The organism is Citrobacter amalonaticus Y19, assembly GCF_000981805.1.
GTDB lineage: Bacteria > Pseudomonadota > Gammaproteobacteria > Enterobacterales > Enterobacteriaceae > Citrobacter_A > Citrobacter_A amalonaticus_C.
This window is the reverse complement of record NZ_CP011132.1, coordinates 3031337-3055619: the sequence shown is the minus strand read 5'-3', so window position 1 is coordinate 3055619 and position 24283 is coordinate 3031337. Positions and strand designations below refer to the sequence as shown.

The following is a 24283-nucleotide window of genomic DNA, read 5'->3' as shown; positions in this document are numbered from 1 at the left end:
TATGGATAAGACGGCGACCCTTGCCAGCGACATTCTGCTGGGAATAGGCGGAGAACAAAATATTCTGCGTCTGGAAAATTGCATGACGCGCGTCAGGGTGGAGGTAAAGGACGATACGGTGTTGGATATCCCGCGTCTGAAACAGCTACCCGGCGTCAGTGGCTACGTGAAGCAGGGGGCGCAGCATCAGCTTATCGTCGGGCCCGGCAAGGCGGCTAAGGTTGTTGATGCCATGCGTTCGCTACTGACGGAGGGGAGCGAACGCCCGGTCGGCGATGACATTGAGCGCACGAAATCGCAGGCGAAAGCGAAGTACAAAGCGCCTATGAGCGATGCGCTACGTAAGCTGGCGAACGTGTTTATTCCCCTGATCCCGGCGTTTATCGCCTCTGGTTTAATCACCGGCATCATTAACATTCTCAAACGCCCGGATATCGTCGGTGATTTCGCCACCCAGTACCCCAACATGCTGGGGCTGATGGGGATCTTCGGCAGTGCGGTCTTTGCCATCATGAACATTCTCGTGGGGGTGAATACGGCGAAAGTCTTCGGCGGTTCGCTGGCGATGGGCGGCGTGATGGCGGGTATCCTGTCGAGTCCGCAGCTGGCGCAAATTACCCTCTTTGGCGAAGCGTTGCAGCCAGGCCGCGGCGGGGTTATCGCCGTGCTGCTGGTGGTGGCGCTGATGTGCTGGATAGAGCGTAAGTTCCGCGAGATATTGCCCGGCTCGCTGGAGTTGATCCTCAATCCGCTGCTGACGACGATCATCACCGGTACGATTGCGATTGTGGCGCTGCAACCGCTGGGCGGCTGGATTTCAGAATCGATAGCCCATGGCGCGTCCTGGGCTATCGATCGCGGCGGCTTTCTGGTGGGGGCGGTGCTGGCGGGAACATTTCTGCCACTGGTGTTGACGGGGCTGCATCAGGGGCTGGTGCCCATTCACGTCGAGCTGGTACAGGCTCACGGCTACAACGCGCTCTTTCCGATTCTGGCGATGGCGGGCGTCGGGCAGGTGGGGGCGGCGATTGCCGTGCTGATGAAAACCCGTAACGCGCGGCTGAAAAAAGTGATTAAAGGCGCGTTGCCGGTGGGATTACTCGGGATTGGCGAACCGCTGATTTTTGGCGTCACGCTGCCGCTGGGCAAGCCGTTTATTGGCGCCTGCCTGGGGGGCGCGGTAGGTGGGGCGCTGATCAGCTACTGGAAGGTCGCCACCGTTATCACTTTCGGCATTTCCGGATTGCCGCTGGCGTTAACGATTGTTGCCGGAAAAGTGATGTTCTATCTGTTAGGCTATTTAGTAGCAGTCATAGCCGGGTTCCTGTTTACCTGGCTGTTAGGATTCAACGATCCCGAGGAGTAAGGTTTGACCAATCACGCGCGTCGTGTCGTTTTTTTCGATTTGGATGGTACGTTACATCAGCAGGATATGTTCGGCAGTTTCCTGCGCTATCTGTTGCGTCGCCAGCCGCTGAATGCGCTACTCGTGCTGCCGTTGTTGCCGGTTATCGTTGGCGCATTACTGATCAAAGGGCGTGCCGCGCGCTGGCCGATGAGCCTGCTGCTGTGGGGATGTACTTTCGGTCACAGCGAGGCCAGCCTGCAGGCCAGACAGGCCGATTTTGTCCGCTGGTTTCGACAGAACGTCACGGCGTTTCCTCAGGTGCAGGAGCGCCTGACCACCTACCTGCTCAGTTCTGATGCCGATATCTGGCTTATCACCGGCTCGCCGCAGTCGCTGGTGGAACAGGTCTACGTTGATACGCCGTGGCTGCCGCGCGTGAATCTGATCGCCAGTCAGATGACGCGAGGATACGGCGGTTGGGTGCTGACCCTGCGCTGCCTGGGGCATGAAAAAGTCGCGCAGCTTGAACGTAAAATCGGCACCCCGCTGCGCCTTTACAGCGGCTACAGCGACAGTAATCAGGACAACCCGCTGCTCTATTTTTGTCAGCACCGCTGGCGCGTTACGCCTCGGGGAGAACTTCAGCAACTGGAATAGTTGAAAGCATTGTATAATGCGCCCGCTATGATTACCGGAGTACCCCCCTTTGTCAGAAGTTGAATTTAGCCACGAATACTGGATGCGTCATGCGTTAACGCTGGCGAAGCGCGCCTGGGATGAGCGTGAAGTCCCGGTCGGCGCCGTATTGGTGCACAACAATCGCGTGATTGGCGAGGGGTGGAACCGCCCGATTGGCCATCACGATCCTACCGCGCATGCGGAGATCATGGCGCTGCGCCAGGGCGGCCTGGTCCTGCAAAACTATCGTCTGATTGATGCGACGCTGTACGTGACCCTTGAACCGTGCGTCATGTGCGCGGGGGCGATGGTGCACAGTCGTATTCGCCACGTCGTGTTCGGCGCGCGCGATGCAAAAACCGGCGCTGCCGGTTCGCTGATGGATGTTCTGCATCATCCGGGAATGAATCATCGCGTTGAGGTCACTGAGGGGATACTGCGTGAGGAGTGCGCGACGCTGCTCAGCGATTTCTTCCGCATGCGCCGTCAGGAGATCAAAGCGTTGAAGAAAGCCGCAAGTCAGTAGTCATTGCGGCCCTGTTTACTCTTTCTCTTCTTTCTTCTGCGGTAAACGCAGCAGCGACGGAGAGTGCGTCAGATAGCCGGACGACGATTGCGACAGGAAGGCGACGAGCGGTCGCCGCTGCTTGCCAAATTCTGTCGGCGAGACAACCGGATACTCCTCTGCCAGTTTCATCTCTTCAGCCAGTTGCTTTTCTTTTTCCTGCAAATAGCCCTGCAGGCTTATCTGATACTTACGGATGTTCTCAACATAGGCGTAGGCCTCATGTCCGCGTGCATAGCCATAGGTCAGCTTGCTGTAATACTGTTTTTGACTGAGCAAGGGCAGGCGCTGTTTGACGTCAGCCCAACTGTCCGGGTTGCCCTTCGTTTTGGCCGTCAGCGCCCGCGCATCAAGCATATGCGCATAACCCATGTTGTAGGCCGCCAGCGCAAACCAGATGCGCTCGTTCTCCGGCACGGTGTCCGGCACTTTACTCATCATGTCCTGTAAATAACGCGCCCCACCGCTGATGCTTTGCTCAGGATCGGTCCTGTCGGTCAGACCCAGACTTTGCGCGGTGTTTTTGGTGAGCATCATCATGCCGCGCACGCCGGTTGGCGATGTGGCCTGCGCATCCCAGTGCGATTCCTGCCAGGCAATGGCGGCAAGCAGCTGCCAGTCAATTTCCTGGGCGTATTTCTCAAACAGCGGTTTCAGGTCGGGGAGCATGGCGTCGACCGCGCGCAGAAAGGTGCGGGTATCGACATAGTCAAAATCATCGCCGTGCCCCAGATACTTCTCTTCGAGACGCGCCAGCGAGCCGTCTTCATTCATGCCGTTGAAGAAATCGAGCAGGGCGGCAGATAACGTGTTGTCATCATCCAACGGACTAAACCAGGTCACCGGCTGTTCGTCGGTAACGTCCAGCGCAACGGCCAGTTCGGGATGAACGCGCTGGTACAGGCTGATGGCGACAGAATCGGCGATGGTGTAATCCAGTTGCCCGGCAATCACCGCATCAAGCAGTTCCGTTGAGCCTTTTTTCTCGTCTATCCGCCAGCTCAGTTCCGGGTATTTTGTCTGCTTCAGGGTTTGCAGATCGTTCGCCACCACATGCCCTGGGGTGATGGTGAGCTGATTTTCCGTCACGCTGCCCAACGTGCGGGGACGATACTGGCCCACTTTGTAGACCAGTTGCTGGGATACCGAATAGTAGGTGGGCCCCGCCTGATAGTTTTTCACCCGTTCGCTGTTGTAGACCAGTCCGGCCGCCAGCAGGTCGGCGTCGCCATTATCGAGGTCGTCAAACAACTGGCTGATGTTCTGGCGTACGGTAATCTTCAGCTTTACGCCCAGATAGCTGGCGAACTGCTGCGCCAGCTCATAATCAAGCCCGTACGGCTTACCGTTAAGTTTTGTCCAGGTGAGCGGCGACTCAATGGTGCTCACGCGCAGCTCTCCCCGCGACTGGATCGCGGCGACTCGATTATCGGCTTTACCAAACCAGGGGATTGAGGGCCAGAGGGCCGCTGCCAGCAACAGCGTCAGTATGCCGATGAACAGATAATTAATCTTTAATTTTTTCAATTAGTTAATTCTCTGAACCGTGCGTTGCCTCAGGATGGGAAAAGGAATAGAAAGACCAGGATTATTCATCAATGAGCGGCATTTTGCTTAAACTTGCGCCAGTTGGCAACTAATTAGCGCGATCGATAGCATCGTATGACAACAAGGCGGAGTGATTTTATTTCGACGCAAACGGTTTCGTCGGCGGCCCAGATTCTTTATAATGACGCCCGTTTCCCCACTTGGGCACACCGAAAGCTTAGAAGACGAGAGACTTATGATGGAAATTCTGCGTGGTTCGCCTGCACTGTCCGCATTCCGTATTAACAAACTGCTGGCACGTTTTCAGGCTGCCAACCTCCAGGTAAGCAATATTTACGCCGAGTACGTCCATTTCGCTGACCTGAACGCCCCGTTGAACGAGGATGAGCACGCGCAGCTTGCCCGTCTGCTGAAATACGGCCCCAGCCTGAGCAGCCACACCCCGGAAGGAAAACTGCTGCTGGTGACGCCTCGTCCTGGCACCATCTCCCCCTGGTCTTCCAAAGCGACGGACATCGCCCATAACTGCGGTCTGCAACAGATTGATCGCCTGGAACGCGGCGTCGCTTATTATGTTGAGGCCTCCACGCTGACCGCGGAACAGTGGCAGCAGGTTGCCGCTGAACTGCACGATCGAATGATGGAGACGGTGTTCTCTTCATTAGCCGATGCGGAAAAACTGTTTGCTCACCATCAGCCCGCGCCGGTTGCAAGCGTTGACCTGCTGGGTGAAGGCCGTCAGGCGCTGATTGACGCTAACCTGCGTCTCGGTCTGGCGCTGGCGGACGACGAAATTGATTACCTGCAGGACGCGTTTACCCGACTGGGGCGCAACCCGAACGATATCGAACTCTACATGTTTGCGCAGGCGAACTCTGAGCACTGTCGTCACAAGATTTTCAACGCCGACTGGGTCATCGATGGTAAGCAACAGCCGAAGTCGCTGTTCAAGATGATCAAAAATACCTTTGAAACCACTCCGGACCACGTGCTTTCCGCTTATAAAGACAATGCGGCGGTGATGGAAGGGTCTGAAGTGGGCCGTTACTTTGCCGACCACGCGACCGGACGCTACGACTTCCACCAGGAGCCGGCGCATATCCTGATGAAGGTGGAAACCCATAACCACCCGACGGCGATCTCCCCGTGGCCGGGTGCGGCGACCGGTTCTGGCGGCGAAATTCGTGATGAAGGGGCAACCGGACGCGGCGCGAAGCCAAAAGCGGGTCTGGTCGGTTTCTCCGTCTCTAACCTGCGCATTCCGGGTTTTGAGCAGCCGTGGGAAGAAGACTTCGGCAAGCCGGAGCGGATTGTGACCGCGCTGGATATCATGACTGAAGGCCCACTGGGCGGCGCGGCGTTTAACAATGAATTTGGTCGTCCGGCGCTTAACGGCTATTTCCGCACGTATGAAGAAAAAGTCAACAGCCACAACGGCGAAGAGCTGCGCGGTTATCACAAGCCAATCATGCTGGCGGGCGGGATCGGTAACATCCGTGCCGATCACGTGCAGAAAGGCGAGATCGTCGTGGGGGCGAAGCTGATCGTTCTCGGCGGCCCGGCGATGAATATCGGCCTGGGCGGCGGCGCGGCATCTTCTATGGCATCCGGCCAGTCTGACGCGGATCTCGATTTTGCCTCCGTACAGCGTGATAACCCGGAGATGGAACGTCGCTGCCAGGAAGTCATCGACCGCTGCTGGCAGTTGGGCGATGCCAACCCGATTCTGTTTATCCACGACGTCGGCGCGGGCGGTCTGTCGAACGCCATGCCCGAACTGGTCAGCGACGGCGGACGCGGTGGTAAATTTGAACTGCGTGACATCCTCAGCGATGAACCAGGAATGAGCCCGCTGGAGATCTGGTGTAACGAATCCCAGGAACGCTACGTACTGGCCGTTGCGGCGGATCAACTGCCATTATTCGACGAGCTGTGCAAGCGCGAGCGCGCGCCGTATGCGGTGATCGGCGAGGCGACCGAAGAACGGCATCTGTCGCTAAATGACCGTCACTTCGACAACCAGCCTATCGATCTGCCGCTTGACGTACTGCTTGGCAAAACGCCGAAGATGACCCGCGACGTCCAGACGCTGAAGGCGAAAGGCGAGGCGCTGAACCGCGCTGATATCACCATTGCCGATGCCGTTAAACGCGTTCTGCATCTGCCGACGGTAGCAGAAAAAACCTTCCTGGTGACCATTGGCGACCGTACGGTGACCGGGATGGTGTCCCGCGATCAGATGGTTGGTCCGTGGCAGGTGCCGGTGGCAAACTGCGCGGTAACCACCGCCAGCCTTGACAGCTACTACGGCGAAGCGATGTCGATCGGTGAACGTGCGCCGGTGGCGTTGCTCGACTTCTCCGCCTCTGCCCGCCTGGCGGTCGGCGAAGCGCTGACCAACATCGCGGCAACGCAGATTGGCGATATCAAACGTATTAAGCTTTCCGCCAACTGGATGGCCGCAGCCGGTCACCCGGGTGAAGATGCGGGTCTGTATGAAGCGGTGAAAGCGGTCGGTGAAGAACTCTGCCCGGCGCTGGGTCTGACCATTCCGGTGGGCAAAGACTCCATGTCGATGAAAACCCGCTGGCAGGAAGGCAACGAACAGCGTGAAATGACCTCGCCGCTGTCGCTGGTGATTTCCGCTTTTGCCCGCGTGGAAGATGTGCGTCATACCATCACCCCGCAGCTTTCGACCGAAGAGAACGCGCTGCTGCTGATTGACCTGGGGCGTGGCCATAACGCGCTGGGCGCCACGGCGCTGGCGCAGGTCTACCGTCAGCTCGGCGATACACCGGCAGATGTGCGTGACGTCGCGCAACTGAAAGGCTTCTACGACGCGATGCAGGCGCTGGTGGCGCAACGTAAACTGCTGGCCTATCACGACCGTTCCGACGGCGGCCTGCTGGTAACGTTGGCAGAAATGGCCTTTACCGGTCACTGCGGTGTTCGGGCGGATATCGCGGCCCTGGGCGACGATCGTCTGGCGGCGCTGTTTAACGAAGAGTTGGGCGCGGTGATTCAGGTTCGCGCAGCGGATCGCGACGCGGTGGAAGCGCTGTTGGCGCAGCACGGTCTGGGCGATTGCATCCATTACCTGGGTCAGGCCGTCGAGGGCGACCGTTTTGTTATCGAAGCCGACGGTCAGGCCGTCTTTAGCGAAAGTCGCACCACATTGCGAATCTGGTGGGCTGAAACCACCTGGCAGATGCAGCGTCTGCGCGATAACCCGGAGTGTGCCGATCAGGAGCACGACGCCAAAACCAACGACGCCGATCCGGGCCTCAGTGCGAAGCTGACGTTTGATATCAATGAAGATATCGCCGCGCCTTACATTGCGACCGGCGCACGTCCGAAAGTCGCCGTGCTGCGCGAGCAGGGGGTGAACTCCCACGTAGAAATGGCTGCGGCGTTCCAGCGTGCAGGCTTTGACGCGATTGACGTGCACATGAGCGATCTGCTCGGTGGCCGTACCGGTCTGGGTAACTTCCAGGCGCTGGTGGCCTGTGGCGGCTTCTCTTACGGTGACGTGCTGGGCGCAGGTGAGGGCTGGGCGAAATCAATCCTGTTCAACAACCGCGTGCGCGATGAGTTCGAAACCTTCTTCCATCGTCCACAAACGCTGGCGCTGGGTGTGTGCAACGGCTGCCAGATGATGTCAAACCTGCGCGAGCTGATCCCCGGTAGCGACCTGTGGCCGCGCTTTGTGCGTAACCATTCGGATCGCTTTGAAGCCCGCTTCAGCCTGGTCGAAGTGACCCAGAGCCCGTCTTTGCTGTTGCAGGGAATGGTCGGGTCCATGATGCCTATCGCCGTCTCGCACGGGGAAGGGCGTGTTGAAGTTCGCGACGCGGCTCATCTGGCGGCACTGGAAAGCAAAGGGCTGGTTGCGCTGCGCTTTGTCGATAACTTCGGCAACGTCACAGAAACCTATCCGGCTAACCCGAACGGCTCGCCAAACGGGATTACCGCGGTGACCACTCAAAATGGTCGCGTGACCATTATGATGCCGCACCCGGAACGCGTGTTCCGTACCGTCAGCAACTCATGGCACCCGGAAAACTGGGGCGAGGACGGTCCGTGGATGCGTATCTTCCGTAACGCGCGCAAGCAGTTGGGGTAATACGGTTCACTCAATCCACGTCCGGGCAGGTTATGTCCGGACGTGTTGCTTCTCCCGATGTTTATCTGAAGGACAAACCTGACGATTTTTAGTACAATCCTTCCCAACGTTTACAGGGAAGGGAACGGGTTATGAAGCTTGTCAAATCGACCAAATTGTTTTTTATGCAAGGAACCTCGGACAAAGTTTACGAGGTCGATCTTTGTGAACAACAAAGTGGTGATATTGACCGTTACTGGGTTAATTTTCGCTATGGACGACGCGGCAGCCGCTTACGGGAAGGGACCAAAACCCCCGCTCCGGTTGATTTAGCTCAGGCGGAAGCCATCTTCAACAGTATTGTTGTCTCTAAAACCAACAAAGGCTACCGCGAAGCCACTTCCCCTACGTCGTCATCCCGCCATTCTCCCTCGTCTTTTTCGTTACCTGCAATGCTGTGCCAAATCGACGAACTCAAAGAGAGTACACAGCGCGCCCGTTGCATCTGGCGACTGCCGCAACAACCCGATGTCGCTCTGGCAGCGTGGCTGGAAAAAGGACTTAACCCGCAACATCACTGGCTGGAAAACTACGTTCGCTTATGGACCCTCGGGCGGGCTGGCGATGCCCGCAACCAGGCAACAGTGAAGGGCTTCCTGACCAGCGAATCGCTGCCGCTGCGTAACCTGGCACACGAGGTGTGGCTGCGTCTTGGCGATGATGATGAGATAGCCCTGCAAAAAGAACAATTGATCGCAACATTACCCAATGAACTGGCCTCGGCAATTACCCGCAATGACAGCGTCTCGCTGGATGCACTGCTAAACCAGTTTGTCAGCGAACGAAATCCTGATGCCAGTGGGTTACTGAAAACGCTGTATCTGGTCGCGCTGGACAGTGCGCCTCTGCATCAAAGCCTGATGCGACTGCTCACGACCTTACCGTTGCGACCGACTCTCTTCAAAGGTGTTCGCTACCTGTTCAAAATGGCGGAGTTTCGCCTGGATGCACCGATGTTTGCCCTGTTGGCCTGGCGCTTTGACACGACGCGTGAGTTTTTCGACGCAGGGTGGGACGGTGTGTATCTGGATGGCGCTGGCTACATCAAACCCAGCGCCGAGTTTCTGCGTGCCGATAGCCGACTGGCGTATTCGCGAAAAACACGCAATTACCTGCGCCGTCGTAGCTGGCGAGCGCTTCGTCGCCTGGGCGCGCGTAACGACACGCGGTATGTGGATATGGCCTGCGCTGTCCTGTTGCAGTTTTGCGAGTCAGGGTTGCTACCCGAAAGACAAATCTACGGTGGAACCTACGCGGCCGATGCGCATCTGTTTGCCTGGAACGCCATTCTGCGGGCGCAAAATCCACACTATCAACGCCACCGTCAGAAGCCGCTGTGGATCCGGTTGGCTGACGATGAAGACACGATTCGCGGTGAGGCTTTCCCGCAGTTGTGGGATCAGCGACCGGACGCGTTGCTGACGTTATTACTGAAAAGTGATAGTGACGTTGTCTGTACCTTTGCGTTACGGGCATTGCAAGAGAATACCGCGTTCTGCCGGGCGCTAACGGATCAACACCTGGCGCAACTGCTGGTTCGGCCCTCTCCGGCGATTTCTGCGTTTGTCCTGTCGTTACTGGCCGGACGTCCACTGAGCGGTGAGTTGCTTCTGGCGCTGATACGCAGTCCGTATTTGCCAGCGCGCACTCTGGCGCTGACTCAGCTTAACAGCATGAGTGTTTTGCTCGATGACGCGACGCTGGTCACGGCGCTGCTACTGTCTGATGATGCGGAAATTCGCAGTTGGCTGAGTGGGCGCTTAAGCCAGCGACCGTTGACGGCGATGCAGGCAGACGCGCTGGCGAGGGTATTGTTCCCGCAGCTGAGTGCCGCGCACACTCATTTTTCCACAGAACATGCGCAATGGCTGGCGGTGTGTATCACCAGCCATCTGAACCTGATGATGTTGCAACTGACGCTCGATTCGTTACGTGTGTTGTTTGACCATCCGGATGTTGGCGTGCAACTTCTGGCTGCGGAGTTACTGGTCAGCAGTCACTTCACCGCAGAGGAACTTCCTCAGGAACTGATCGCGCATCTCCATCATTCATCCATCGCGGCGATACGTGCAACAGGGATTGCGCTGATGGGCAAACAGAGTCCGGAGAGGTTACTTCTGCAACTCCCACAGCTCGTTGCGTTATTAAGTTGTGGTGAATCGGCAGAGCAGCAGGCGTGTTATACGCTTTTAGGGCGGTTGGCACAGGATTATGCGCCGACTGTTTTTGCCGCCTTGTTCCCATTGTTGTTCCAGAAAGAGGCGCAAGACGGTGTACATCAGGCGTTGCTGACATTCATCACTCAACAACTGAAAGCATGTCTGGAAATACTGGATAAAGATACGCTCTGGAGACTGATTCAGGCCCGGTCGTTGGCGGCACAATCGCTGGGGTACATGATCCTGTGCGCCCGCCCTGCGAGGGAGTTGAGTGTCAGACAGTGGGTGGTGCTGGCCAGTCATCCGGATCATCGTTTTCGTGACTATGCGCTGGCCGCGTTTGAACAGCATGTTGATATAGCACGAGAACAAAGCGGCATCTCTCTGGAGTTGTTGGAAAGCGACTGGCCGAAGACACGCGAATTTGGTTTCGCCTATTTCCGCCAGCATTATCCGCCGCAAACCTGGACGCCGGATTTGATTGTGAACCTGTGTGACAGCCAGCGTGAGGATGTACAGGCATATGGACGTGAGCTGTTGCAAATCTTCTTCCAGCGTGAGCAAGGGGAAACCTATTTGCTGAAGCTGAGCCAGCATCCGTCGGTGACGGTACAGACGTTTGTGACGCACTTTTTCCAGGAATACGCTGCCGGAAAACCGCAGGTTATCCTGGCGCTGAAGCCGTGTTTCCTGGCGATTTTGTCGCAGGTTAATCGAGGCCGTATCGCCAAAGATCGCACGCTGGCATTTCTGTCGCAGCAGGCTGCCATCAGCCCACAGGTTCTGGAAATGGTGGGGGAGTTGTTGACCCGTCTCTCTTTAACCGTGGTGCAAAAAGACAAAGCGCCGCTGATAAAAGCGATGCTGCAACTGCAAAAACACTATCCGCATCTCAACTTACCGCTTGAAATCGTTGCCCCATCCGCACAAGGAGCGTGCCATGCAGGTTAACTATCGCTATCAGGGGAAGAGTGGCGTCTCCGATAAGGGGCTGACGTTTACGCCAGATAGCCTGCGCCAGCCGGCGTTTTTTGTCGGCGAGTTGAAGCAGAAGCTGGCATTTCGCGAAGCCATCTCTGCGCTGCATAACGTCGTGATTTCTGACCTGCGTTTTCAACCTAAAGACCGCACCGAATACCTGAACTGGCTGGCAGGAGAGGAACAGCGTCTTCTCGCGGAGTTTATTGCTGAAAAAGGGCATATCCGGGAGGAAATTAGCAGTATCCGCCAGGCGTTGCAAAAAATGAATGGCGAGGCGGATACCGTCCTCGCCCCCTATCGTCAGGCGCAGAGAGCTTACTTTAACTATCTGTTTAAAAAAGATATTGATGCCTGGTACGTGCTGGATCCGGTGATCACCGTCCATCCCGATGAAGTTTTCTTTGAGTGCTTTTCTGAGGATGAATCAAGTTATGGCAAGCTGAGCTGTCACTACGATGTTTTCGACAACATCAGCGATCAGGCTTTTGGCACCACCAACATTGACTATTCCGAAGGGTTGTATCAGGCCTTTCAAAAAATTCGCGACTACCGCCCTACGCAGTTAAAAATCGATCCGGAGGGTTTTGCGGTGCAGACCGATGGTATTGAGTGCGAAGAGAAAAAAATCGATCTGCCGGATAGTTGGGTACGCGGTTTTTTACAGGTCAGTTCAGCGATGACATTGCCGATGGTGAAGTTTAGCCTGCAACCGATGGATCTTCACAACATCTGCTACCGTCTGCGGCGAAAAAAAGAGCGCAGCGGACCACGAGCACTGCGTTTTGAGCTGACTCCGGGGCAGCCCGTTAACATTGTTTTCGAGCCGTGGAACGAAACGCTGGTCTGTCCGCGTTCGGTGTATCAGGGGGAGCAACCGCGTTCGATTCGTATCTGGGGACGGCGGCGACTGCATATTCTTGAACGGTTGATCCCGGTTGCAGAGAAGTTTGATGTTTGCCTGCTGGGCGATGGGATGCCTTCGTTCTGGATTGCTGATTTAGGCGCGATGAGTTTTACCCTTGGCCTCTCCGGTTGGAGTGCTAATGACTGGTCAGAACAGGGAAATTTTGATTTGCTTGCCCCGCGTCAGGACGTCGATGCCATGACTCTGGAGCGGGTTTATCATGCGCTTAGCATCGGTCATCTTGTCTCCACCCGCGCGCTGGCGGTCAGCCTGCGACTGGAGGAGAGCGTGGTGAAAGCGGCGCTGGCGGCGTACAGCCAACACGGGCAGGTGTTATACGATCTGAATAAAGATGTCTGGCGTGTCCGGGCGCTGTGTCGTGAACCGATCCCGTTAGAGCAGTTGCGATTCCGACATGAACGGGAGGAGAAAGCGTTCAATTTTGTCCACGCCGGACTGGTGACGGTAGACAACTGTCAGCGCAATGCAGCAGGCACAGAAATGACCGGTTCGGTGCTGGACAATGCGATTCGCTATCCGGTGAAGCTGACGCTGGACGGCGACCAACGGCTGATGGCAGGAGAGTGCAACTGCCACTATTTCCATCAGAACCGTCTGCGCCGCGGACCGTGCGAACATATGCTGGCGCTGCGTCAGGCGGCAAGGATAAATGCATGATGAAAAGGACATTCCCTGCTGATATACTGAGCCTCAATAGCGGCGTGGCAAGCAAACCTTGCATCCCGGATGGTGGATCGCCATTCAGGTTTTATGACTGCCCACGCGTCACTGATGTCATCTTCACTGGGCAGAGTGTGAGTACCTGTCACTATTGCAGTATGGCTTCAACGAAGCCAATGAGTGACAGGTACTCCACTCTGCGTCGAGTGGATAACCTCAGTACCAGGAACTCTTCGAAGGCCTTATCCGCCACGCCGCTATCCCTTCCATTACTCTTCGCATCTTATCCCGCATTACGATCAGGGAGTGTTCGTTATGTCTGAGACACCGAAGCTGACCCGTCAGCAAATCTATGAGCGGATCCGCGAAACCAGTAAAGAGGAGTACATCCAGGCCGAGATGATCCGTCTTGGTTTTTGGGATGCCACGCAGGAAAAGCCTGACCTGACGACAGAATTCATTACCCGACGGGCGGCGTTGGAGAAGCAACTTGCCGAACTGGGGCGGAAGCAGCAGTTGTACAGCGATCCGCAAAAAGCCTTGCGGGAGCTGCATAAAGCGCGGAAAAAAGCGGCGCTGGAAAAACGCGAACAGACGCGAATCGCCCGCAACAAGGCGCGCTATGAACGTGCGCAACAGTGGCATGAAAAACAACGATCAGAAATTACTTATCTCGGCGCGGGTTATTCTTTCGGCCTCGATGAAACCACGCATGATGACGCCCGATTGCAGCAGCACCATCTGCCGCAACTGGCGAACAGTCAGGCGCTGGCAACCGCGATGGGGATTACGCTTAACGAGCTGCGTTTTTTATGCTTTCAGAAAGAGGTGTCGCGTATCAACCATTACCGACGTTTTTCTCTTATGAAAAAAAACGGGGGTCAGCGGCTGATTTCCGCGCCGATGCCGCGTCTGAAGCGAGCTCAATACTGGATCCTCGAAAATATTCTCAATCGTGTGCCGCTGCATGATGCCGCACATGGCTTTGTGACGGGACGTAGTATCCTGAGCAACGCACTACCGCACGTGAATCAGGCGATTGTGGTTAATCTGGATATGGAGAATTTCTTCCCGACGGTGAACTATCGCCGGGTTAAAGGCGTGTTTCGTCAGTTGGGTTATTCGGAGCAGATTGCCACGGAACTTGCTCTGTTAACGACAGAACCCGAAGCGGAGCAGGTTGTCCTGGACGGTGAAAACTGGTTTGTACAACAGGGGGAGCGCTTTTTGCCCCAGGGGGCACCGAGCAGCCCGGCGCTCTCGAATATTATCTGCCGTCGTCTTGATAGTCGTATGCATGGGATGGCAAACAAGCTTGGGTTTACTTACACCCGCTATGCAGACGACATGACCTTTTCCTGTGCGGATAAATCAGCCAACGTTCAGCAATTGCTGTGGCGCTGTAAGCAGATTGTTCAGGATGAAGGGTTCAGGCTTCATTCTGAGAAAACAAGAGTGATGCGTAAGCCGCAAAAGCAAGAAGTGACCGGGATTGTGGTTAATGAGAAACCATCGCTGGATCGTAAAACCCTGAAGCGATTTCGCGCTCTGCTATTTCAGATTGCCAAAGATGGTATCGAAGGCAAACGCTGGGGGGCGGGCGAACTGATGGCAAGCCTTGAGGGATACGCGAATTTTGTGGCTCAGGTAGCACCCGATAAAGGGATCCCGCTACAAAAACAGGTTACCGACCTGAAGCGGCGTTTTGGCTATGCCACACGTCCGGGGCGGATTACTGCCTTGAACAAGACATTATTCCGGGCAAAAGCGGCGCGTGGCGAAGCACCGCGTGATAACTGGTGGCAGGCTCAGGGACCGTCGGCACCGGTACTGGAACTCACAATGCAACAGAAGCAGGCGATGCGGCGACCTGTATCCGTGACTTCGCCAACTTCCCCAAATAACGACACACCGCGGACCGTGAACGCTGATGCGCCAGCACATCAGCCAGCACGCACTTCAGTGAAATGGTGGATAATCCTGATTGCGATAATTCTCTACTTCCTGATGCGGAAATAAAGCGTGTTAGGGGTGTCGGTAAATTGCGACAATCGGGCGTAAGAGGTGTCTCTATATGGAGACACTTAACTGCTTGATTTATATGAGTACTGAAATGTTTTCTTTAAGGTGTTGCTAATTAGCGACACTTTGCCTGGAAATTATTCAGAGTGCCAGAAACATGGATTGGCAATAAAACTCATCAAATTCATTGTGTTAATAAATTGTTTTCAATATTGGCATAGTTACTGCATAATAGTAGACAGTGGCTCATTCACCTTCTTATGTCAGCCCCTTCGGGACGTGCTACATAAACTTCGAATGACGCACAACAAGGTGCCTGCCGTCCAACATCTGATAATAGCGCTGCTTTATCAACCATCGGGCGAAACGTCGAGTTAGGCACCGCCTTATTCCATAACAAAGCCGGGTTCAGCCCGGCTTTGTTGTATCTGGCGTTCCCCTCAGTTAGCATCGTCCTATTCATCTCCTGTGAGAGTAACGCATTGAAGCGCTGGTCTGTTTTCCCCCGGTCATTACGCCAACTGGTGACGCTGGCATTCCTGCTGATCCTGTTACCGCTGCTGGTCCTCGCCTGGCAGGCGTGGCAAAGTCTGAACGCGCTCAGCGCCCAGGCGGCGCTGACGAACCGTACCACCCTTATCGACGCGCGCCGCAGCGAGGCGATGACCAATGCCGCGCTGGAGATGGAGCGCAGCTACCGTCAGTATTGCGTCCTTGACGATCCGACGCTGGCGAAGGTGTATCAGAGCCAGCGCAAACGCTACAGCGAAATGCTGGACGCCCATGCGGGCGTGCTGCCTGACGATAAGTTGTATCAGGCGCTGCGTCAGGACCTGAACGGTCTGGCGCAACTGCAATGCCATAACAGCGGGCCCGATACCGCCGCCGCTGCACGACTGGAAGCGTTTGCCAATGCCAATACCGAAATGGTGCAGGCGACGCGTACCGTGGTTTTCTCACGCGGGCAGCAGTTGCAACAGGAGATCGCCGAACGCGGGCAGTTCTTCGGCTGGCAGGCGCTGGTACTGTTTCTGGTGAGTCTGGCGATGGTGCTGCTGTTCACGCGAATGATTATCGGGCCGGTAAAGGGCATCGAGCGGATGATCAATCGCCTGGGGGAAGGGCGATCGCTGGGCAATACCGTCACTTTTGCCGGGCCGCGCGAACTGCGTTCCGTTGGGCAACGGATCATCTGGCTGAGCGAGCGCCTCTCCTGGCTTGAATCCCAGCGCCATCAATTTTTGCGCCATCTCTCCCATGAACTGAAAACCCCGCTGGCCAGTATGCGGGAAGGGACCGAACTGCTGGCGGATCAGGTGGTGGGGCCGCTGACGCCGGAACAAAAAGAGGTGGTTGACATTCTTGATGACAGCAGCCGCAATCTGCAAAAATTGATTGAACAACTGCTTGATTACAACCGCAAACTGGCTGACAGCGCCATTGAAATGGAAAGCGTGGAAATTGAACCGCTGGTGGATATGGTGGTTTCCGCTCATAGTCTACCGGCCCGCGCTAAAATGATGCATACCGACATTGAACTGGCGGCAGAACGCTGTCTTGCCGAGCCGATGTTATTGATGAGCGTACTGGACAATCTTTATTCCAATGCGGTGCACTACGGGGCTGAATCCGGTAACATTCGTATTCGCAGCCGCTTACAGGGGACAACGGTATATATCGATGTTATCAATACCGGAACGCCTATCCCTGAAGCGGAAAGAACCATGATTTTCGAACCTTTTTTCCAGGGAAGTCATCAACGGAAAGGGGCAGTGAAGGGGAGCGGACTGGGGTTGAGCATCGCCAGAGATTGTATCCGCCGTATGCAGGGGGAGCTGTATCTTGTCGATGAACAGGCGCAAGAGGTTTGCTTTCGCATAGCACTGCCGTTATCTGCAACGAAAAACGATTAAATAACGCTAAGCCTGGTGAATATGCCACACGTTTTTGTTCACATTTTCCAACGTTTATTCTCCCGCCAGGTCATCCTGGCGGGAATGCCCTGCCTTGCGCTGATGGGCTGTACGCCGCATGTGGTGAAACACATCACGGGAGATGCGCCACTGGACGTCCTACCGACGTATCAACTGGCGGACTACCTGTCGGTTGAGTGCACCGATATCTGGGCATTGCAGGGGCAATCGACTGACAGCAATCCCCTTTACTGGCTGCGCGCCATTGACTGCGCGGATCGCCTGTTGCCGGTGCAGTCGCGCAGCGAGGCCCGTATGCTGAGCGACGACAGCTGGCAAAATGCCTTTAAACGCGGCATCTTGCTGGCGAATGCCAAAATCACGCCGCTGGAGCGTCGCGAGAACATCTCGCGACTGGATGCGTTAAGCCCGCAAATTCCGGCGCAGGTGCGTCCGCTTTATCAGATCTGGCGCGACGGTCAGTCGCTGCAGCTCCAGCTCGCCGAAGAACGTCAGCGCTACAGCAAACTGCAGCAAACGACCGATGGCGATCTGGATACGTTGCGTCAGCAGCACCAGTACCTTCAGGCACAGCTCGATCTCACGACGCGCAAGCTGGAAAACCTGACCGATATTGAGCGTCAGCTTTCCACCCGTAAACCGGCGGGAAATTACAATCAGGATGCGACGCATGGCGGCGACAAGTCTGAGGGACAAGCACCTGTACCTTCACAAGATGAGGTGACCCCATAATGAGTCGTAAACCGGCGCATTTACTGCTCGTGGATGATGACACTGGCCTGTTGAAACTGCTGGGCATGCGTCTGACCAGTGAAGGCTATAGCGTGGTAACCGCAGAGAGCGGGGCCGAAGGTCTGCGCGTTCTGAACCGTGAAAAAGTGGATCTGGTGATTAGCGATCTGCGCATGGATGAGATGGACGGCATGCAGTTGTTCAGCGAGATCCAGAAGGTTCAGCCGGGGATGCCGGTTATCATTCTTACCGCTCACGGTTCGATTCCGGATGCGGTCGCGGCAACGCAAAAAGGTGTGTTCAGTTTCCTGACCAAACCCGTGGATAAAGACGCGTTGTATCAGGCGATCGATGAGGCGCTTGAGCAGTCGGCACCCGCCACGGACGATAGCTGGCGCGAATCGATTGTCACGCGTAGCCCGCTGATGCTGCGTCTGCTGGAACAGGCGCGGATGGTGGCGCAGTCCGACGTCAGCGTGTTGATCAATGGTCAGAGCGGCACCGGGAAAGAGATCTTCGCTCAGGCTATCCACAATGCCAGCCCGCGCAGCGGTAAACCGTTTATCGCCATCAACTGCGGCGCACTACCGGAACAACTGCTGGAGTCGGAGTTGTTCGGCCACTCACGCGGTGCGTTTACCGGCGCGGTGAGCAACCGTGAAGGGCTGTTTCAGGCGGCGGAAGGCGGGACGCTGTTCCTTGACGAGATTGGCGATATGCCTGCGCCATTACAGGTCAAACTGCTGCGCGTCTTACAGGAACGTAAAGTCAGACCGCTTGGCAGCAACCGCGATATCGATATTGATGTGCGCATCATTTCGGCAACCCATCGCGATCTGCCGAAAGCGATGGCGCGCGGCGAATTTCGCGAAGATTTATACTACCGCCTCAATGTGGTCAGTCTGAAGATCCCGGCCCTGGCGGAGCGAACGGAAGATATTCCGCTGCTGGCAAATCATCTGCTGCGCCAGTCGGCGGAGCGGCATAAGCCGTTTGTGCGCGCGTTTTCGACGGATGCAATGAAGCGGCTGATGACTGCCAGTTGGCCTGGCAACGTGCGCCAGCTGGTGAACGTGATCGAACAGTGCGTGGCGCTGACCTCCTCGCCGGTGATCAGCGATGCCCTGGTCGAGCAGGCGCTGGAAGGGGAAAATACCGCCCTGCCGACCTTTGTCGAAGCGCGTAATCAGTTTGAGCTGAACTATCTGCGCAAGTTGCTGCAAATCACCCGAGGCAATGTCACACATGCGGCAAGAATGGCGGGCCGTAACCGGACGGAGTTCTATAAGCTGCTGTCGCGCCATGAGCTGGATGCAAACGATTTCAAAGAATAAGTTAGCGTAATATGTTACGTTTATCCGATTAAAAGACAGGCGACCTTTTCAAGGACTAGCATGAAAAAGATTGATGCGATTATTAAACCCTTCAAGCTCGATGATGTGCGTGAAGCGCTGGCTGAGGTAGGGATCACCGGTATGACCGTCACCGAAGTGAAAGGCTTTGGGCGTCAGAAAGGGCATACCGAGCTGTACCGTGGCGCGGAATATATGGTGGATTTTTTGCCGAAGGTGAAAATTGAAATCGTCGTGCCTGACGATATCGTTGAAACCTGCGTGGATACCATTATCCGTACGGCGCAGACGGGCAAAATTGGCGACGGTAAGATTTTCGTCTTTGATGTGGCGCGCGTGGTACGTATTCGTACCGGTGAAGAAGACGACGCGGCAATTTAAGCCGCGCCGTGCTTGCCGGATGGCGGCGTGAACGCCTTATCCGGCCTACAACATCCCGTAGGCCGGATAAGCGTAGCGCCATCAGGCATGACGTAATTACAAGACCTTGTGCGGGCCGAAGCATTCGTAATGAATGTTTTCGTTTTTCACGCCCAGTTCAACAAGCTGCTTCGCGGCAAACTGCATAAAGCCAACCGGGCCGCACAGGTAAAACTGCATCGCCGGATCGCTGATTGCGCCTTCCAGTTTGTTCAAATCCATCAGCCCAATGCTATCAAATGCGCCTTTCGCCCGATCGGCTTCGGTTGGTTCGCGATACCAGGTGTGCGCGGTAAAGTTCGGCAACGTTTTTCCCCGTTCGCTCACCTCATCGGCAAACGCATGCACATCGCCGTTTTCTGCGGCGTGGAACCAGTTGACCTGGGCGCTGTGCTGCGCGTTGGCCAGCGTATCCAGCATCGCCAGCATAGGGGTTTGACCGACGCCGGCAGAAATCAGCGAAACCGGCGTGTCGCGGGCAACCGCCATAAAGAAATCGCCTGCTGGCGCGGCTAAATGAACGACATCACCGATGTTCGCATGGTTATGCAGCCAGTCTGAAACCTGACCGCCTTCTTCACGCTTAACGGCTATACGGTAGCTTTTGTTATCTGGTTTGCGGGTCAGGGAATACTGACGAATTTCCTGATGCGGAAAACCGTCTGGCTTCAGCCAGACACCGAGATACTGGCCTGGCTGGTATTCGGCCACAGCGCCGCCGTCTACCGGTTCAAATTCAAAGCTGGTAATCAGTGCGCTGCGTGGCGTTTTCGCCACGATACGGAACGGGCGCGTGCCTTCCCAGCCGCCGGTTTTGCTGGCGTTTTCAGTGTAGATTTGCGCTTCGCGATTGATAAAGACGTTAGCCAGCACGCCGTAGGCTTTACCCCACGCATCCAGCACTTCCTGGCCCGGGCTGAACATTTCGTCGAGGGTCGCCAGCAGATGTGTACCGACAATGTTGTACTGTTCTGGTTTGATCTGGAAGCTGGTGTGCTTCTGGGCGATTTTCTCGACCGCAGGCAGCAGGGCAGGCAGATTCTCAATATTGCTGGCATAGGCGGCAATGGCATTGAAAAGGGCTTCACGCTGTGAGTCATTACGCTGGTTACTCATGTTGAAAATTTCTTTGAGTTCAGGGTTATGAGCAAACATGCGATCGTAAAAATGGGCGGTCAGTTTGGGACCCGTTTCAACCAGCAGGGGAATAGTGGCTTTTACAGTGGCGATGGTTTGGGCGTCAAGCATACGGTCTTCCTTTATGTGAATCTTTAATGATGTATGTCAAATACATCTTATAAAAAATACCCCTGCACTGTAAATGGTTCTTTGGCGCTTTACGTATTAAACGTTACAACGTGAAAAATCTGCATCACAAACCTGAAAAGAAATCCGTTGAAATTTGTAAGGTCTTCATTCGGCAAAGCCTTATGTGGAGTGGAGGTAATCGTTTGCGTAAATTCCTTTGTCAAGACCTGTTATCGCAGAATGATTCAGTTATACTGTTGCCCGTTGTCCAACAGGACTGCCTTTTAAGGCCAAAAATTCTATCGTTAGCTGAGTCAGGAGATGCGGATGTTAAAGCGTGAAATGAACATTGCCGATTATGATGCCGAACTGTGGCAGGCTATGGAGCAGGAAAAAGTACGTCAGGAAGAGCACATCGAACTGATCGCCTCCGAAAACTACACCAGTCCGCGCGTCATGCAGGCGCAGGGCTCTCAGCTGACCAACAAATACGCTGAAGGATATCCGGGCAAGCGCTACTACGGCGGCTGCGAATACGTGGATATCGTTGAGCAACTGGCGATTGACCGCGCGAAAGAACTGTTTGGCGCAGACTACGCTAACGTGCAACCGCATTCCGGCTCTCAGGCTAACTTCGCCGTCTATACCGCGCTGCTGCAACCGGGTGATACCGTTCTGGGTATGAACCTGGCGCAAGGCGGTCACCTGACTCACGGCTCCCCGGTTAACTTCTCTGGCAAACTGTACAACATCGTGCCTTACGGTATCGATGAGTCAGGTAAAATTGACTACGAAGAGATGGCGCAGCTGGCTCAGACTCACAAACCGAAGATGATCATCGGCGGCTTCTCTGCCTATTCCGGCGTGGTTGACTGGGCAAAAATGCGTGAAATCGCTGACAGCATCGGCGCGTACCTGTTCGTTGATATGGCGCACGTTGCGGGTCTTATCGCCGCAGGCGTTTACCCGAACCCGGTTCCGCATGCTCACGTTGTGACCACCACCACCCACAAAACGCTGGCTGGCCCGCGCGGTGGCCTGATCCTGGCGAAAGGCGGTGACGAAGAGCTGTACAAAAAACTGAACTCTGCTGTTTTCCCAAGCGCGCAGGGCGGTCCGCTGATGCACGTGATCGCGGGTAAAGCCGTGGCGCTGAAAGAAGCGATGGAGCCAGAGTTCAAAGTCTACCAGCAGCAGGTGGCGAAAAACGCCAAAGCGATGGTGGAAGTGTTCCTGAACCGTGGCTACAAAGTGGTATCCGGCGGTACTGAGAACCACCTGTTCCTGCTGGATCTGGTGGACAAAAACCTGACCGGTAAAGAAGCTGACGCCGCGCTGGGTCGTGCCAACATTACTGTGAACAAAAACAGCGTGCCGAACGATCCGAAGAGCCCGTTTGTCACTTCCGGTATCCGTATCGGTTCTCCGGCCATTACGCGTCGCGGCTTTAAAGAAGCGGAAGCGAAAGAGCTGGCGGGCTGGATGTGTGACGTGCTGGACAACATCAATGATGAAGCGGTGATTGAGCGCATCAAAGGTAAAGTTCTGGACATCTGCGCACGCTTCCCGGTTTACGCGTAAGTTATCGCAGAAATCAAAAAGGCCGCATGATGCGGCCTTTTTGATTGATGACAAACATCCTGCAGACGAAATTGGTACATCTTCTACACATGAATTGTCGGGTGGCGCTACGCTTACCCGACCTACAAAAACCTACGATATCAATGGTTTTGTAGGCCCGATAAGCGAAGCGCCATCGGGCGACGGTCTAATGTCTGTCTACCGATATCGCCCCCGGACCCGTCACGGCCAATAACAAAAACCCCCCGGCAATGCTGACATTTTTATAGAAGTTAATCATATTCGGCCCCACCGCATCACCGGTCATATTCCAGAAGTGATGACCGATCACGGCGGTACCCAGCGTATAGAAAACGAAAATAATCGCCAGGGGACGAGTGAAAAAGCCCAGCACAATCAGTATCGCCGCAGGAACCTCCATGACAACGGCAATAATGGCCGCCAGCATTGGTGCAGGCGCACCGAGAGAGGTCATGTACTGCACGGTCCCGTCGAACCCTGTCAGTTTAGGAAAGCCAAAAATAATAAACAGAATTGCCAGCGCAATGCGGGCAATCAATAAAAACAGATGACGTGATTCACCAAAATCAAAATAGCGTAACGTGTTCATAGCAGGCTCATTGACATGAGTAACGTACTTTAAAATTAATACACAACGCCTCGCCTCGCCATTGGCTAAATGTCGTTCAGTTGCGACTCGACGTACAGATAGCCAATTCCCATCAACTGCTGGGCGCGAGTCAGCGTACCAAAGCCAATCTGCGTCGCTTTCGCTCGCGGGTTATCACCGTGATCGAAGGGATTAAATCCCGTCTGTTGCCGTAGCGTGTTGAGCCAGGGTTCACCGAAGGCGCAACTGCGTCCGTACAGCCAAATCTGATTAATGTTCAGGATATTGAGAAAGTTATACAAGCTTAAGCCAATCGCGCTGGCGGCATGTTCCACCCACGCCTGAATGCGCACATCTCCCTTGCGCCAGGCATCGATCAGCATATCCGTGGTCAGCGTTTCCGGATCCCTTCCCGCCATCGGTTGCGCTTTCATCCAGACCCTGGCCTGCTTTTTCAATGCGCTCAGAGAGGCGACGGTTTCCAGACAGCCGTAACGCCCACAATCGCAGGCGATGCCGTCGGGGTTAACGATGGTATGCCCAATCTGACCGCTGCCGTACAGACTGCCACGATAAATCTGTTCGTTGATAACGAAAGAGGACCCAATACCGTAGTCGACGTTGATGACGCAGAAATCCTCGTTGGCTGCCGGGTTTTGCCATTTTTCCGCCAGCGCCAACATCACACAGTCGTTGTCCAGACGGACCTGTATGCCGAGCCGCTCCTCCAGCAGATACTTTATTTCCACTGGCGTTTTCCACGGTGCCTGCGGCATGGTTTTCGACGCGCCGGTGATCGGATCGACCTGACCGTGGACACCCAGCGCCAGGTTGATCGTGGTGTCGGGGTAGCGCTGACGCCAGCGACGCCAGTGGCTGGCAATCGCCGCGAGCAGCGCTTCAGGCGTCGCGGCATTGATCACCTCATGCTGCCAGTCGCCAACCGCCACCAGTCGGGCATCGGCCAGTTGGCTGGTCAGGCTGGTGGGGGTGACGTTCATACATAGCGTCCACGCGCCCTGTTCCGGCAGATGAAAACTTCCGCTGCTGAGCCCACGCTGACTCAGCGTTTCCCGGGAGTGGCAAATCCGGCCTTCGTCCAGTAACTCTTCAAGAATGTTACTCACCGCCGGAATCGACAGGCCGGTGAACTGCGCCAACTGCGATTTACTAAGCTGCTTTTCACGCCACAAATGCGACAGGAAGATCTGTTTATTCGCCTGTCTGACCCGGGCGTTATTGAATCCCGAACGCTGCATACACTTAACTCCCTTAACTATATTGCGTGAGCATTGTGCATTTTACCGCCAGTTATCTGCCACACAATAGCCACAAGATGACATTTTACTTTTGTTTAT

General features: G+C 55.4%; 16 protein-coding genes and 1 pseudogene. 12 read left to right on the top strand and 5 right to left on the bottom strand.

The features are described from left to right. The first annotated feature begins 1 nt into the window (after position 1). From F384_RS14065 to tadA, 3 genes are read left to right on the top strand one after another with little or no spacing between them, the layout of a single operon-like run. Positions 2 to 1366, top strand: coding sequence for a PTS transporter subunit EIIC (locus F384_RS14065; RefSeq protein ID WP_046485144.1), 1365 nt, complete (start codon positions 2 to 4; stop codon positions 1364 to 1366). A 3-nt stretch (positions 1367 to 1369) separates the two neighbouring features. Further along, complete coding sequence (gene yfhb / locus F384_RS14060; RefSeq protein WP_046485142.1) at positions 1370 to 2005, top strand: phosphatidylglycerophosphatase C; 636 nt, start codon at positions 1370 to 1372, stop codon at positions 2003 to 2005. 49 nt (positions 2006 to 2054) lie between these two features. Next, on the top strand, positions 2055 to 2552 hold the full coding sequence (tadA, locus tag F384_RS14055) for a tRNA adenosine(34) deaminase TadA (RefSeq protein WP_046485140.1): 498 nt from the start codon (positions 2055 to 2057) through the stop codon (positions 2550 to 2552). Positions 2553 to 2567: 15 nt separating this feature from the next. On the opposite strand, the gene mltF is transcribed toward tadA, so the two are convergent. Further along, on the bottom strand, positions 2568 to 4118 hold the full coding sequence (gene mltF, locus F384_RS14050; RefSeq protein ID WP_046485138.1) for a membrane-bound lytic murein transglycosylase MltF: 1551 nt from the start codon (positions 4116 to 4118) through the stop codon (positions 2568 to 2570). 256 nt (positions 4119 to 4374) lie between these two features. Here mltF and purL point away from each other — a divergent pair, with 256 nt between their 5' ends. From purL to glnB, 8 genes are all read left to right on the top strand, one after another. Next, the gene (gene purL, locus F384_RS14045) at positions 4375 to 8262 is read left to right on the top strand and encodes a phosphoribosylformylglycinamidine synthase (RefSeq protein ID WP_046485136.1); all 3888 of its coding nucleotides are present in this window, start codon (positions 4375 to 4377) and stop codon (positions 8260 to 8262) included. A gap of 131 nt (positions 8263 to 8393) precedes the next feature. Then, the gene (locus tag F384_RS14040) at positions 8394 to 11411 is read left to right on the top strand and encodes a WGR domain-containing protein (protein WP_046485134.1); all 3018 of its coding nucleotides are present in this window, start codon (positions 8394 to 8396) and stop codon (positions 11409 to 11411) included. Continuing rightward, a complete protein-coding gene (locus F384_RS14035; protein WP_046485131.1) occupies positions 11401 to 13023 on the top strand; it encodes a hypothetical protein in 1623 nt (540 codons plus the stop codon). The genes F384_RS14040 and F384_RS14035 overlap by 11 nt, the downstream gene beginning before the upstream one ends. A gap of 318 nt (positions 13024 to 13341) precedes the next feature. Next, on the top strand, positions 13342 to 15045 hold the full coding sequence (locus F384_RS14030) for a reverse transcriptase family protein (protein WP_046485127.1): 1704 nt from the start codon (positions 13342 to 13344) through the stop codon (positions 15043 to 15045). A 485-nt stretch (positions 15046 to 15530) separates the two neighbouring features. Next, entirely contained in the window at positions 15531 to 16961 is a 1431-nt protein-coding gene (qseE, locus tag F384_RS14025) for a two component system sensor histidine kinase QseE/GlrK (RefSeq protein ID WP_046485124.1), read from the top strand. Positions 16962 to 16982: 21 nt separating this feature from the next. After that, entirely contained in the window at positions 16983 to 17714 is a 732-nt protein-coding gene (gene qseG / locus F384_RS14020; protein ID WP_046485121.1) for a two-component system QseEF-associated lipoprotein QseG, read from the top strand. Then, on the top strand, positions 17714 to 19048 hold the full coding sequence (glrR, locus tag F384_RS14015; protein WP_155404004.1) for a two-component system response regulator GlrR: 1335 nt from the start codon (positions 17714 to 17716) through the stop codon (positions 19046 to 19048). Before qseG ends, glrR begins: the two co-directional genes overlap by 1 nt. A gap of 60 nt (positions 19049 to 19108) precedes the next feature. Beyond that, positions 19109 to 19447: a nitrogen regulatory protein P-II gene (gene glnB, locus F384_RS14010; RefSeq protein ID WP_012906673.1), complete on the top strand. Its 339-nt coding sequence runs from the start codon at positions 19109 to 19111 to the stop codon at positions 19445 to 19447. Here glnB and F384_RS30790 read toward each other — a convergent pair. Both F384_RS30790 and hmpA read right to left on the bottom strand, forming a co-directional pair. After that, positions 19444 to 19536 (bottom strand): annotated as a pseudogene (locus tag F384_RS30790) (hypothetical protein); the annotation flags it as partial. The gene glnB and the pseudogene F384_RS30790 overlap by 4 nt on opposite strands. A 7-nt stretch (positions 19537 to 19543) precedes the next feature. Beyond that, positions 19544 to 20734, bottom strand: coding sequence for an NO-inducible flavohemoprotein (gene hmpA, locus F384_RS14005; protein ID WP_046485116.1), 1191 nt, complete (start codon positions 20732 to 20734; stop codon positions 19544 to 19546). 327 nt (positions 20735 to 21061) lie between these two features. Here hmpA and glyA point away from each other — a divergent pair, with 327 nt between their 5' ends. Beyond that, positions 21062 to 22315 (top strand): serine hydroxymethyltransferase, encoded by a 1254-nt coding sequence (glyA, locus tag F384_RS14000; protein ID WP_042999800.1) that lies wholly within the window; start codon positions 21062 to 21064, stop codon positions 22313 to 22315. 187 nt (positions 22316 to 22502) lie between these two features. On the opposite strand, the gene F384_RS13995 is transcribed toward glyA, so the two are convergent. Next, entirely contained in the window at positions 22503 to 22925 is a 423-nt protein-coding gene (locus tag F384_RS13995; RefSeq protein WP_046485114.1) for a DoxX family protein, read from the bottom strand. A gap of 65 nt (positions 22926 to 22990) precedes the next feature. Then, positions 22991 to 24184: an ROK family transcriptional regulator gene (locus F384_RS13990; RefSeq protein ID WP_046485112.1), complete on the bottom strand. Its 1194-nt coding sequence runs from the start codon at positions 24182 to 24184 to the stop codon at positions 22991 to 22993. Positions 24185 to 24283: the final 99 nt, after the last annotated feature.